We start from the raw sequence: 11,722 nt of genomic DNA on the forward strand, positions 1-11,722 counted from the left end.
CGGGCGCCATGGTGCGGCCGTAGGCTCCGACGTGCAGCGCACGGGACGACGAGCACAGGAGGCCACGCCATGGCGCCCATCACCACCTTCGACCACGTGGGCGTGACGGTCCGCGACCTCGACGCGGCGACGGCGTTCTTCGTCGCGCTCGGTCTCGAGATCGAGGGCCGCACGTTCGTCGAGGGCGAGTTCATCGACACGGTGTGCGGAATCCCGGATTCGCGCACCGAGATCGTCATGCTCCACCCGCCGGGCGGCGGTACGAGCGTCGAGCTGTCGAGCTTCGTACGCCCCGACCCGGTCGAAGGCTCGCCCGCTGCCATGGCGAACGAGCTCGGCCTGCGCAGCCTGGCGTTCCAGGTCGACGACCTGCGCGCCGAGGTCGCCCGCCTCGCAGACGAGGGCTTCGGTCTGATCGGCGGCATCGGCGAGTACGAGGGGATCTGGCTCATGGCCTACGTGCGCGGACCCGAGGGGATCACGGTCGCCCTCGCCGAGCGCCTCGGCTGACTCTGACCCGGCTCAGGCAGCGTCGGCCTTGCGGCGTTCGCGGTAGGCCTTCGCCTTCATGCGGCTGCCGCACGTCGCCATCGAGCACCACTCGCGCCGGTGTCCGCGTGACGTGTCGAGGTACACCTGCGTGCACTCGGGGCGTGCGCACTCGCGCAGCAGCGCGGCCTCTTCGCCGCCGACGATCTCGACCGCTTCGCGCGCGAGGTGCGACAGCGCCTGCCGGGGCGTACCCGAGCGCGCCCAGCCGTCGGGCGTCAGGGCGGCGGCCAGCGGCGGCTGCGCCGCGACGGCGTTGAGGGTCGTCACCGCGCCGGCCGGCAGCGCGCGGTCGTGCAGGCGCGCCCACACGAGCGCGTAGATCGCCTCGCGCACCTCGACCGCGGCCTCCAGGTCGGACGGATCGGATGCCTCGGCCCGCGGCACGAGACCCGACTCGACGAACCACGCGTCGAGGTCGGTCGGCACGGTGAGCTTCTCGGTGGGCTCGTCGTTGCGTCGCGCGCGCAACGTGCCCACGAAGTCGAGGGCGAGCGTGCCGCAGGGGAAGGCGTGGATCACATCACCATTCTGACAGGTGATTCGCCGATGCGGCCGAATGTTCGTCACCTGCTTGACAGGTGACGATTCAAGGAGCAAGGTAGTCACCAGTCAGACCGGTGACGCACCGGACGAATGAGGAGAGAATCCATGGACCTGAAGCTCGAAGTCGTCGTCATCCCCGTCTCGGACGTCGATCGTTCGAAGGCCTTCTACGAAGCGCTCGACTTCCGTCTCGACGCGGACTTCCGCTCCGAGCGCGGGCTTCGCGTCGTGCAGGCCACGCCGCCCGGGTCGGCGGCATCCATCATCTTCGGCGAGAAGCTCACAACCGCCGAGCCCGGATCCACGCAGGGACTGCACCTCATCACGACCGACATCGCGGCGGCCCGTGCCGAGCTGATCGAGCGGGGCGCCGAGGTCAGCGAGCTGTGGCACGACGCCGACGGCATCTTCCACTGGGCGGGCGCCGAGAACCGCGTCGCCGGTCCGCACCCGGCCACCGACAGCTACGGCACCTACGCCTCGTTCGCAGACCCCGACGGCAACGGCTGGGTGCTGCAGCAGATCGTCACGCGGGCACCGGGCCGCTGATCGCCGAGAGGACCTGACGATGTCGCACGAGACGCCGGTGCCCGACGCCGAGACCTTCCTGCGGGAACTGCTGATCCGCACCGCCTCCGCACACGGCGAGCATGAGCGCGACGACCTGGGCGGGGTGTACGACGAGGACTGGCCGCGCTGGTACGCCGCGTACATGGCCCAGGCGCTCGCGTCGGGCGGGTACACGATCACCCGGAGCACCTCGTGAGCGCCGACCGCCGCCCCGGTCTCGACGACGATGCCGCTCTCGCGCGCTACCTCGTCGCGCTGCGCGACAGCGGGTCGGCGCTCACCCCCGAGCTCGCCGCCGCGTTCGACGAACTGACACCTGGTCAGCTCGACGTGCTGGTCGGTCTGCTGATCGACGCTGCCGAACTGCGCGCGGCGACCGGCCCGGGCCCGCGTCCGTGGCGCAGCGTTCGAGAAACGGATGCCGCACCGACAGCCGATGGCAGGCCCTGGCCGTTGCGGGCGTGGGTGGCGCTGCTGGTCGGCGCATCGCTCGTCACCGGTGCCCTCGTGTGGGCCGCCGATGTGGCGCTCGACGGCCCTGCCGACGGTACGAGTGTGGTCGCCGAGCGGGGCGACGGCCCCATCGACCTCGGCGACCTCGGCATCGACCTGACCGGGCTCGACGACGTCGGCTGGTGAACCGATGCCGGCCGGTCCGCCCGGTCACCGGCATCCCGAACCCGGGGATCTGCACGCCGAGCCGGGGGATCCGCGCCGAGACCCGTGGCGAAGCCCCATGCCTCAGCACGAATCCCCGGTCTCGGCGAGACCGGGGATTCTGCGGACGGGGCAGGGGGAGCGAGGGTCAGGGCTTCAGGAACAGCGTGTCGGTCGTCGCGGCCGCGACCGCCTTCTTCGAGAACGCCCAGGGGCTGAGCTCGGCCTTCTGCCACGACTCGACCTGGTCGGTGTAGTTCGTGTGGAAGGCGTGGCCGCTCTCGCCGGTGAGCTGGTTCCAGCGCGACGCGTCGAAGTCGTCGAGGTCGACGATCATGCGCATCGACGGCACCGTGACCGTCGCGAAGTCCCCCGAACCGAGGTCCCAGCCTGTCGCGTTCACGACCGACGAGCCGCCGCCGACCGGGAACGGCCCCCGGTTGAAGAACCACTCGATCGGTGCGATGCCCGACTCGCCGAACGAGCCGTTGTTGAGCGGCAGCGCGTGCAGCGCACCCCAGTTCCAGCGCGACTCATTGTCGCCCTGTGCCTTCTCGAGTCGCTCGTACGCGTCGATCGCCGACCGCTTGAGCATCTCGCGCATGCCCGAGACGCCGAGCTCGTCGTTCGTCCACCACGGCGACGCGTCATCGGCCAGCAGCGAGTCCATGACCAGGAAGAGGCGCCCCTGACCGCTCAGCGGCGCGGGGTTCTCGCGGCCCTTCTCGAACACGTTCTGCGCGAGGGTGTCCCACAGCACGCTCGCGTACGCGGCGGCCGGCGAGTCGGCGCTCGCCTGGGCGTCCCACTCCTGCAGCAGGTCGAGGGCCGCGTCGGTGCGGGTGTCGCCCGTCTCGATGTCGGTGTACGCGGCGGTCAGCCGCATGCCGATGTAGGAGTAGTTGTCGGCCTGGATCGCGTTGAGGTCGTCCGCGGTCACCGGACCCTTGGCGATGGCGCGCTCGATGAGCTCGGTGATGCGGGCGGCGCGCCAGCCGTAGTCCCAGTCGCTCGTGAGGAAGTGCGGGTAGTCCTGACCCACGATGGCGTTGTTGGCGGTGACGATGTAGCCCTCTTCGGGGTTGTACGAGACCGGCAGCTCTTCGAACGGGATGTAGCCCTGCCATGCGTAGGCCGAGCTCCATCCCGGCTGGGGCATCGAGCCGTCGGCCGCACCGCGGATCGGCAGCTTGCCGGGCGTCTGGTACCCGATGTTGCCGTCGACGTCGGCGTAGATGAGGTTCTGCGCCGGTACGTCGAACAGCGCCGCCGCGCCGCGGAAGTCGTCGAAGTCCTTCGCCGTGTTGAGGGCGAAGATCGCGGATGCCGTCGTCCCGGGCTGCAGCGCGGTCCAGCGCAGGCTCACCGCGTACTCGCCCTCGGGTGCGTCGGCCGGCGGCGCGGTCACCGTGCCGCCGGTGCCCACATACGGGTTCTCGGCGATCTCGGTGAAGTCGTCGGTGAGGCCCGACACGATCGGTCCGTTCGCCGTGGCCCGCACCTCGAGCTCGACGTCGTCGCCGCCGGCCACCTTGAAGGTCTCGGTGTGGGTCTCCAGCGGCACCAGGGCGCCGTCGTACCAGTACGAGTCGCCCTGGATCTTCTCGAGGTACAGGTCGGTGACGTCGGTGGTGAGGTTGGTGAAGCCCCACGCGACGCGCTCGTTGTGGCCGATCACGACACCCGGAAGGCCCGAGAACGAGAAGCCGGCGACGTCGAACGGGCAGGCCTCGGTGACGTCCGCGCACTTCAGCTGGATCTGGTGCCACACGCTCGGCAGCGACGCGCCCAGGTGCGGGTCGTTGGCCAGCAGCGGCTTGCCGGTGTCGGTGTTCGCACCTGAGACGACCCACGAGTTCGAGCCGATGCCCTCGCCCGCGTCGCCGACGAGCTCGCCGACGGCCTCGATCACACTGTCGACCTGGGTCCACTCGATCCCCACGGTGCTGCCGTCCGTCGAGCCCGCCGCGTCGCCGGCGGCGTCGCCCTCGGTCGCGCCGTCCGTCGTGCCCTCGGCCGTGGCGTCGGGCGCGGTGCCGAGCGCGGGGACGGTCGAGATCTTCGGCACGATGACCGGGTTGCGGTCGAACGGGTAGCCCGGGTACAGCTCGTCGATCTGCGCTTCGCTGTAGTCCGACGCGAGCACGGCGCGCTCGGTCTCGGACTCGATGTTGCTGCGGAGGTCCCAGGCCATCGCCTTCAGCCAGGCGACGGAGTCGGCGGGGGTCCACGGCTCGATCTCGTAGTCGGGGTTCTGCAGCCCCAGCACCGCGTACTCGAACGAGGCGTCGGCGCCCTGGTGATCGGCGAGGTAGGCGTTGACGCCGTCGGCGTACGCCTCGTAGTACGCGCGCTCGGTGTCGCTCAGCGCCTCGACCTCCTGCTCGGCGATGGCGTGCCAGCCGAGGGTGCGCAGGAACTTGTCGGTACCGAGCTGCGACTCGCCGAACAGCTCCGACAGGCGGCCGCTCGTCACGTGCCGGCGGAAGTCCATCTCCCAGAAGCGGTCCTGCGCCTGCACGTAGCCCTGCGCGAAGAACAGGTCGTGCGAAGAGTCCGCCGTGATCGTGGGCACGCCGAGCGCGTCGCGCTGCACGGTGACCTGGTCGTCGAGGCCCGTGACCGTGATCTCGCCGCTCAGCTGCGGGAACGAGCGTTGCACCGTGTAGGTGACGAAGCCGACTGCGACCAGGGCGATCACCACCACCGCGGCGAGGATCGAGAACAGCGTGATCCCGATGCCGCGTCCTATGGAGCGGCGCGGAACGGTGTCGTCGGTGGCATAGGGCGAGGCGGGGGGCTTCGACATTGAGAGCTTTCCGGGCAGAGGTGGGGGACACGCGGTGCCGGACACCGCGAGACGGGGTGCCGCAGGCGTTCGGGGTGCACGCGGCCTGTTCCGCATCGTATCCCGACCCGCGCCCCGAGCCGAATCCTGCTCGCTTTTCGGCACGCGACCGGCCCCTTGTCGTCGCCCGGAGGCAGTGCCAGACTCGGACGCGTTCACTGGTCCGATCTCAACTGGGGGAGATCCACTATGTCCATGCACACGCGCGTCTCGCGCCGGTCCGTCGCCCTGGCGGCGGCCGTTTCACTCACGGCGGTCGTCGCGCTCGGGAGCGCCGCACCCGCACTCGCCTCGCAGCCCGTCGACGGGTCGCACCGGGTCGCGTACTGTCACGCCACCCACAGCGCGAAGAACCCGTTCGTCTTCATCGAGACCGACAAGACGGCGGTGATCCGTGCCCACGAGAAGCACCAGGACGACGAGGACATCATCCCCGCGTTCTGGTACCAGGACCGCGACGGCAACCTGGCCTGGTTCCCTGGGCAGGGGGATTCGACGCAGATCGGCGACCGCACCTGCGAAGGCGGCGGCCCGCTGTAAGAAGCGATGGAGAAGGGGATGCCGAGCGCCGGCATCCCCTTCTCCGAGGTGTCAGCCGATCACACTCGGCTGCAGGTCGCGCAGGGTGCGGAAGTGGGTCATGCGGGTCACCCCGATGGCCGCGAGCACCCCGGCGCCGACCAGCCATGCCACGAGCACGGTGAGGTCGAGCCAGACGCGGTCGGCGTTGCCGCCGTACATGACCTGTCTCATCGCGTCGACGACGTAGCCCATCGGCAGCACGTGGTGCAGCGCCGCGAGCGGCGCCGGCAGCGTCTGCCACGGGAACGTGCCGCCGGCGGTCACGAGTTGCAGCACCATGAGCACGAGGCCCAGGAACTGCCCGACCGAGCCGAGCCAGACGTTCAGCGCGAGCACGATCGCCGCGTACGTGGCCGAGGCCAGCAGCAGAATGCCGAGCGTCGCGAGCGGATGCGCGAACGAGAAGCCGAGGGCGAGCGAGAGCACGCCGAACAGCCCGAGCATCTGCACGCCGCCGAGGAGGGCGGGCGTCGCCCAGCCGGCCAGCGTGATGCGGATCGGGGAGTGCAGCGCCGTCACCGCGCGCTTGGAGACCGGCTTGACGATGAGGAACAGCGCGTAGATGCCGATCCAGCCGGCGAGGGCGGCGAAGAACGGCGCGAGTCCCGCGCCGTAGTTCTGCGCCTGGGTGAGCGACGAGCGCTCGATGTCGACCGGCGCGGCCAGTGTGTCGGCCTGCTTCTCCCTGGTGTCGGCGTCATACGACGGCAGCTGCGCGGCCCCCGCGCTGAGTCCGTCGCGCAGCTGCGTCGCACCGTCTTCGAGCTGGGTGATCCCGCTGCCGAGGGCCGTCGAGCCGTCGCGCAGCTTGGCCGCACCGTCGGCGGCGGTCGCGGTGCCCGCCGCGAGGGTCGCGGCGCCGCCGGCGACCGTCGCAGCACCCGCCGACACCTGCTGGGCGCCGGAGTCGAGTCGATCGATCTGCGCGACGGCGCCCTGCACGCGGTTGTTGACCGCGGTGAGCCGGTCGCCCACGGGATCGAGCGCGGCCAGCACGTCGTCGATCTGGGCCTGGTCGAGCCCGGTCTCGGTGAGCTTCGCGGCGATGTCGGCACGCACCTGCGGCAGTGTCGAGGTCGCGTCGGAGGCTGCGGTGCCGATCCGGTCGGCGATGGCGTCGAGCTGCGCCGTGCCCGCGGCGACCTGGGCGGCGCCGTCGGCGACCTGCGCGGAGCCGTCCGAGAGCTGCGCGGCGCCGTCGCGCAGCTGCACGGTGCCGTCTGCCAGCTGGGTCGCGCCGGCCGTGAGCTGCGCTGCGCCGTCGCCGGCCTGCGCGAGCCCGTCGACGAGCTGCCCCGCACCTGTGGCGGCGTCGGTCAGCTGCACGCGGATCGTGTCGAGGGCGTCGAGCATCGTGAGCCCCGCCTCGGCCACCACCTTCTCGGTGACGGTCGTGCGGATCTTCTCGACCGCCTGCGTGCCGATCGTCGAAGCCAGGTAGTTGTTCGCGTCGCTGGTGTGCAGCACGATGTCGGCCGGGTGCGGGTCTCCCGACGTGATCGAGGCGATGGCCGCGGTGAAGTCGGCGGGCAGCTCGACGCCGAAGTCGTACGTGCCGTCGTCGAGACCGGCGGTCATCTCGGACTCGGTCGTCAGGTGCCAGTCGAACGAGCCGTCCTCGATGAGCTGCTGGGCCACCTCGTCGCCGAGGTTGCGCTCGGCGCCGTTCAGTTCGGCGCCGGCGTCCGCGACGACGAGCGCCACCGGCACCTGGTCGAGCTGGCCGTACGGGTCGCGGTTGGCCCACAGGTACAGCCCGCCGTACAGGATCGGCACCGCGATGAGCGCCACGAGCGCGATGAGCGACATGCGCGTCGAGGTGAGTCGCCGCAGCTCGGCGAGGATCATCTGCGGGACCTTCATGCGCGGCCCCCCCTCGTGCGCGCGGTGAGCCTGCGAAGGTGCGGGCCGCCGCTCGTTGAGCGAGCGAGGAACGAGCGAGACGAAACGCCCTGGCCGACGGTCGGGTCGTTGTCGAGATCGGCTCGCGACGTTTCGACTCGCTCCGCTCGCTCAACGACCGGAAGCGCGACAGGCGCCGACGCCTGCCCCGCGATCACGAGCACCGCGAGCCCGCGGTCCGCGAACTCCCGGGCGATCGCCCACCACGTGGCCGGCTCGCCGCCGTGGCGGTCGGGCGAGACGAGCACGATGCCCTCGACGCCCTTGCGCAACACGGCGAGCTCGCACAGGGCGCGCACGCGGTCGGCGGGTTCGACGTTCGAGACGGGAAGGGATGCCGCCTCTGCGAGCGAGTTGTCGGCCAGCCAGTTCTGCACCGCGATCGGGTGTGAGGCGCGGCCGGCGAACATGAGCTCCTCGGCCACGACGCCGGCCAGGGTGACGTTCGGCTCCGGCTCCGACACCTCGGGCGCGTCGACCAGGGCGACACGGCGGCGCAGGGCGGAGGCATCCACCTTTCCGTCGAGCTCGACGCGACCCGTGTCGGGACGCATGCGGCCCGAGGCGATGAGGCCGAGCACGGTCGGACGCTGCTCGGTCTCGGCGACGACCAGGGTCGCCGTGCCGGAGGCGTAGGCGGTCGAGGTCACGGGAAGCGCGTGTTCGCGGCGGCCCTTGCCGACCGCGTCGAGCACGACCCTCACGCGCCAGCCTCCTCGGTGCGGGCGACGTCGGCGAGGATCTCGGGATGCATGTCGAGCAGCGCCGCGGCCTGCCGCCACGACAGCCCGGCGATGCTGAGCACCGCGCGGACGGCCAGCGTGCGCGCCTCGGGTGACGAGGCGTCGATGCGGGTGATGACGGTGCGCGCCGTCTCTTCGACCAGGCGCGCGAGCGTGGGGGCGGCGACATCGGTGCGCAGCACGTCGGCGTCCTGCCCCTCGCGGACGATGCGCACGACGGTGCGGCGCAGCGGCGCCAGTGCGGTCGCGGTCTCTTCGAGGTGTGCCTCGTCGAGGGCGATCGCGGCGAGCACCTGCACGTGCGCGGCCTCGTTCCACAGGGCGCCGGCCAGTCGGGCGAGCGCGACGCGGGCATCGGTGTCGTCGATGGTGGCGGCCACTGCGTTGAAGCGCTCGGCGCCCTGCGCGACGAGCTCGCTCACCAGCGCGTCGCGGTCGTCGAAGTGGCCGTACAGGGCGCGGCGCGAGAGGCCGGCCTGACGAGCGATCGCGTCGACCGAGGCGCGGGGATCGTGCGCGAGGGCGATATGGGCCGCGGCCAGGATGCCGGCGCGGTTCTCGCGGGCATCACGGCGCGGACGGCGCGTCTGAGTCGTGTCGGACATGCCTTCAGTGTACATAACATGCACACTGGTGTGCAAGATAGCTAGGCGGGCTGCACCTCGACGACGACCTTCCCGCGCGCACGCCCCTCGCCGTGATGCACCAGCGCGGCGGCGACCTCCTCCAGCGGGAACCGTCTGTCGATCCGGACCCGGACCTCGCCGCCAAGAATCATGTCCGCCATCGGCGCGAACTGCTCGGGTCCTTCGCGCACGACGAGCACCCGCAGCGTCGTCCCGCTGAGGGCGCCGACGATCGTGCCCAGCGTGAGCACACGCAGGAGCGCCCGCAGCGTGCCGCCGACCACGTAGTAGCGGCCCCCCGGCGCGAGCGCTCGCCGGTACGCGAAGACCGAGCGATGCGCGACGAAGTCCACGATGAGGTCGTACGGTCCGGTCCGGGTGAAGTCTCGTCGCGCCGGATCCTCGGCGCGGTAGTCGAGCACCCGATGGGCGCCGAGCTCACGCATGAATTCGAGCTTCGCCGCGTTGTCGACGCCGGTCACCTGCATCCCGGCGGCTACCGCGAGCTGAATGGCGAAAGCGCCGGAACCGCCGCCGGCGCCGTTGATCAGGATCCGCTCTCCCGCTCGGCCCCGCGCGACCGCCTGGAGCGCGATCGCCCCGGCCTGCGGGATCGCGCTCGCCTCGGCGAAGCTGAGGCCCGAGGGCTTGCGGGCGAGTGCCGTCTCGGGCGCGACGGCGAACTGCGCGAACCCGCCCTTGCGCGCCAGGTTGTCGCCGTAGACCTCGTCGCCGACGCCGAAGCGCGTGACCCCGTCGCCGACGGCGGCCACGCGGCCCGCGATGTCCGATCCGAGGACCCGCTGTCGCGGGCGTCGCAGTCCGCCGGCGATCCTCGCGTAGGCCGGAGACCCGCGCAGGCCTTCCCAGTCCGAGAGGTTGATCGAGGTCGCGACCACCTCGACGAGCACCTCACCCGCGCCCGGCGCCGGAACCGGCACGTCCTCCAGGCGGAGCTGCTCGATCCCGCCGTAGCGGTCGTGCACGGCGGCGCGCATCGTCGCGGGAATCCCCGGGCTCACGACCGCCAGCGTAGGCGGCGCGCGGGATCACCGCCACCGAGGCGGTCGGCCTCGCAGGCGGGCGGGACGGCTCGGCTCAGTCGGTGCCGAGGTCGAAGGCGGATGCCTCGTTCGCGGCATCCGTCGCCTCGGCCAGCTCTTCGCCCGCGGCCGAGAGCGGGGTCGCGCTCTCGGTGATCTCGCCCGCCTCGCCCTGCGCCAGGTGGCCGACGAGCTCGCCGGTCGCGCCGCCGATGATTCCGGCCGCCGCGTAGTGCTCCAGGCGCACGCGCGAGTCGGCGATGTCGAGGTTGCGCATCGTCAGCTGGCCGATGCGGTCGGTGGGGCCGAACGCGGCGTCGCCGACACGCTCCATCGACAGCTTCTCGGGGTGGTACGACAGGCGCGGGCCGTCGGTGTCGAGGATCGTGTAGTCCTCGCCGCGGCGCAGGCGCAGCGTGACCGAGCCGGTGATGGTCGAGCCCACCCACTTCTGGATCGACTCACGCAGCATGAGCGACTGCGGCTCGAGCCAGCGGCCCTCGTACATGAGGCGGCCGAGGCGACGGCCCTGCTCGTGGTAGGTCGCGAGGGTGTCTTCGTTCAGGATGCCGTTGACCAGGCGCTCGTACGCGGTGAACAGCAGCGCCATGCCCGGTGCCTCGTAGATGCCGCGCGACTTCGCCTCGATGATGCGGTTCTCGATCTGATCGCTCATGCCGAGACCGTGGCGGCCGCCGATGCGGTTCGCCTCGAACACCAGCTGCACCGGGTCGCTGAACTCGACGCCGTTGAGCGCGACCGGGCGGCCGGCCTCGAAGGTCACTGTGACGTCTTCGGTCTCGATCTCGACCGACGGGTCCCAGAACCGCACGCCCATGATGGGCTCGACGGTCTCGAGCGAGACGTCGAGGTGCTCCAGGGTCTTGGCCTCATGGGTGGCGCCCCAGATGTTGGCGTCGGTGGAGTAGGCCTTCTCGGCCGAGTCGCGGTACGGGAAGCCGTGCTCGACGAGCCACTCGCTCATCTCTTTGCGGCCGCCGAGCTGCGTCACGAAGTCCGCGTCGAGCCACGGCTTGTAGATGCGCAGGGCGGGGTTGGCCAGCAGGCCGTAGCGGTAGAACCGCTCGATGTCGTTGCCCTTGTAGGTGGAGCCGTCGCCCCAGATGTCGACGCCGTCCTCTTTCATGGCGCGCACCAGCAGTGTGCCGGTGACCGCGCGCCCGATCGGCGTCGTGTTGAAGTAGGTGCGTCCGCCCGAGCGGATGTGGAACGCGCCGCACGCGAGGGCGCCGAAGCCCTCTTCGACGAGGGCGGGCTTGCAGTCGACCAGGCGCGACAGCTCGGCGCCGTACTCGAGCGCCCGGTTCGGGATCGCGTCGATGTCGTCCTCATCGGGCTGCCCGAGGTCGCCGGTGTAGGTGCAGGGGATCGCGCCCTTGTCGCGCATCCACGCGACGGCGACGGAGGTGTCAAGGCCCCCCGAGAAGGCGATGCCGACGCGCTCGCCGACGGGCAGGGACTGGAGGACCTTCGACATGGTCTCCAGCTTACCGAGGGCGTGCCGGATGCCGCGGGTCGGTGTCCGTGGCCACTCACGGGTGTCACACGATTCACACCTGTCACACCTGTGGGTCTGGAAATCGGCTGTGAACAGGTCCTAGGCTGAACCGAGTACGTGCTGCGTGACGGGGGTCT

Annotated in this window: 12 protein-coding genes; 5 read left to right on the forward strand and 7 right to left on the reverse strand. The window is 71.1% G+C overall.

Translation table 11 applies throughout. The features are described 5' to 3' along the window. The first annotated feature begins 69 nt into the window (after positions 1 to 69). Entirely contained in the window at positions 70 to 510 is a 441-nt protein-coding gene (locus ABEA46_RS10095; protein ID WP_345544394.1) for a VOC family protein, read from the forward strand. 12 nt (positions 511 to 522) lie between these two features. On the opposite strand, the gene ABEA46_RS10100 is transcribed toward ABEA46_RS10095, so the two are convergent. Then, positions 523 to 1,071 (reverse strand): CGNR zinc finger domain-containing protein, encoded by a 549-nt coding sequence (locus ABEA46_RS10100; RefSeq protein WP_345544396.1) that lies wholly within the window; start codon positions 1,069 to 1,071, stop codon positions 523 to 525. Positions 1,072 to 1,200: 129 nt separating this feature from the next. Here ABEA46_RS10100 and ABEA46_RS10105 point away from each other — a divergent pair, with 129 nt between their 5' ends. From ABEA46_RS10105 to ABEA46_RS10115, 3 genes are read left to right on the forward strand one after another with little or no spacing between them, the layout of a single operon-like run. Beyond that, positions 1,201 to 1,644, forward strand: coding sequence for a VOC family protein (locus tag ABEA46_RS10105; protein WP_345544398.1), 444 nt, complete (start codon positions 1,201 to 1,203; stop codon positions 1,642 to 1,644). A 19-nt stretch (positions 1,645 to 1,663) separates the two neighbouring features. Continuing rightward, positions 1,664 to 1,861, forward strand: a complete 198-nt coding sequence (locus tag ABEA46_RS10110) for a hypothetical protein (protein WP_345544400.1) — start codon at positions 1,664 to 1,666, stop codon at positions 1,859 to 1,861. Further along, a complete protein-coding gene (locus ABEA46_RS10115) occupies positions 1,858 to 2,304 on the forward strand; it encodes a hypothetical protein (protein ID WP_345544402.1) in 447 nt (148 codons plus the stop codon). The genes ABEA46_RS10110 and ABEA46_RS10115 overlap by 4 nt, the downstream gene beginning before the upstream one ends. 166 nt (positions 2,305 to 2,470) lie before the next feature. On the opposite strand, the gene ABEA46_RS10120 is transcribed toward ABEA46_RS10115, so the two are convergent. Then, on the reverse strand, positions 2,471 to 5,131 hold the full coding sequence (locus tag ABEA46_RS10120; protein WP_345544404.1) for a penicillin acylase family protein: 2,661 nt from the start codon (positions 5,129 to 5,131) through the stop codon (positions 2,471 to 2,473). A 234-nt stretch (positions 5,132 to 5,365) separates the two neighbouring features. On the opposite strand from ABEA46_RS10120, the gene ABEA46_RS10125 reads away from it, so the two are divergent. Beyond that, positions 5,366 to 5,710 (forward strand): hypothetical protein, encoded by a 345-nt coding sequence (locus tag ABEA46_RS10125; RefSeq protein WP_345544406.1) that lies wholly within the window; start codon positions 5,366 to 5,368, stop codon positions 5,708 to 5,710. A gap of 51 nt (positions 5,711 to 5,761) precedes the next feature. Here the strand turns inward: ABEA46_RS10125 and ABEA46_RS10130 are convergent, their stop codons facing one another. From ABEA46_RS10130 to argG, 5 genes are all read right to left on the reverse strand, one after another. Continuing rightward, a complete protein-coding gene (locus ABEA46_RS10130; protein WP_345544408.1) occupies positions 5,762 to 7,615 on the reverse strand; it encodes a YhgE/Pip family protein in 1,854 nt (617 codons plus the stop codon). Next, positions 7,612 to 8,358 carry a hypothetical protein gene (locus ABEA46_RS10135; protein WP_345544410.1) on the reverse strand — a complete coding sequence of 249 codons (747 nt, stop codon included), beginning with the start codon at positions 8,356 to 8,358 and terminating at the stop codon, positions 7,612 to 7,614. Before ABEA46_RS10135 ends, ABEA46_RS10130 begins: the two co-directional genes overlap by 4 nt. Beyond that, the gene (locus tag ABEA46_RS10140) at positions 8,355 to 9,002 is read right to left on the reverse strand and encodes a TetR/AcrR family transcriptional regulator (RefSeq protein WP_345544412.1); all 648 of its coding nucleotides are present in this window, start codon (positions 9,000 to 9,002) and stop codon (positions 8,355 to 8,357) included. Before ABEA46_RS10140 ends, ABEA46_RS10135 begins: the two co-directional genes overlap by 4 nt. A gap of 41 nt (positions 9,003 to 9,043) precedes the next feature. Continuing rightward, positions 9,044 to 10,045, reverse strand: a complete 1,002-nt coding sequence (locus ABEA46_RS10145; RefSeq protein ID WP_345544414.1) for an NAD(P)-dependent alcohol dehydrogenase — start codon at positions 10,043 to 10,045, stop codon at positions 9,044 to 9,046. Between the two features lie 76 nt (positions 10,046 to 10,121). After that, positions 10,122 to 11,564 carry an argininosuccinate synthase gene (gene argG / locus ABEA46_RS10150; RefSeq protein WP_345544416.1) on the reverse strand — a complete coding sequence of 481 codons (1,443 nt, stop codon included), beginning with the start codon at positions 11,562 to 11,564 and terminating at the stop codon, positions 10,122 to 10,124. Positions 11,565 to 11,722: the final 158 nt, after the last annotated feature.

This window comes from Microbacterium jejuense (assembly GCF_039544225.1).
Lineage (GTDB): Bacteria > Actinomycetota > Actinomycetes > Actinomycetales > Microbacteriaceae > Microbacterium > Microbacterium jejuense.

Excerpts from the sequence above, each read along its gene's own strand:
- ABEA46_RS10095 (WP_345544394.1), top strand. The coding sequence starts at position 70 with ATGGCGCCCATCACCACCTTCGACCACGTGGGCGTGACGGTCCGCGAC.
- ABEA46_RS10105 (WP_345544398.1), top strand. The coding sequence starts at position 1,201 with ATGGACCTGAAGCTCGAAGTCGTCGTCATCCCCGTCTCGGACGTCGAT.
- ABEA46_RS10110 (WP_345544400.1), top strand. The coding sequence starts at position 1,664 with ATGTCGCACGAGACGCCGGTGCCCGACGCCGAGACCTTCCTGCGGGAA.
- ABEA46_RS10120 (WP_345544404.1), bottom strand. The coding sequence starts at position 5,131 with ATGTCGAAGCCCCCCGCCTCGCCCTATGCCACCGACGACACCGTTCCG.
- ABEA46_RS10125 (WP_345544406.1), top strand. The coding sequence starts at position 5,366 with ATGCACACGCGCGTCTCGCGCCGGTCCGTCGCCCTGGCGGCGGCCGTT.
- ABEA46_RS10130 (WP_345544408.1), bottom strand. The coding sequence starts at position 7,615 with ATGAAGGTCCCGCAGATGATCCTCGCCGAGCTGCGGCGACTCACCTCG.
- ABEA46_RS10140 (WP_345544412.1), bottom strand. The coding sequence starts at position 9,002 with ATGTCCGACACGACTCAGACGCGCCGTCCGCGCCGTGATGCCCGCGAG.
- argG (WP_345544416.1), bottom strand. The coding sequence starts at position 11,564 with ATGTCGAAGGTCCTCCAGTCCCTGCCCGTCGGCGAGCGCGTCGGCATC.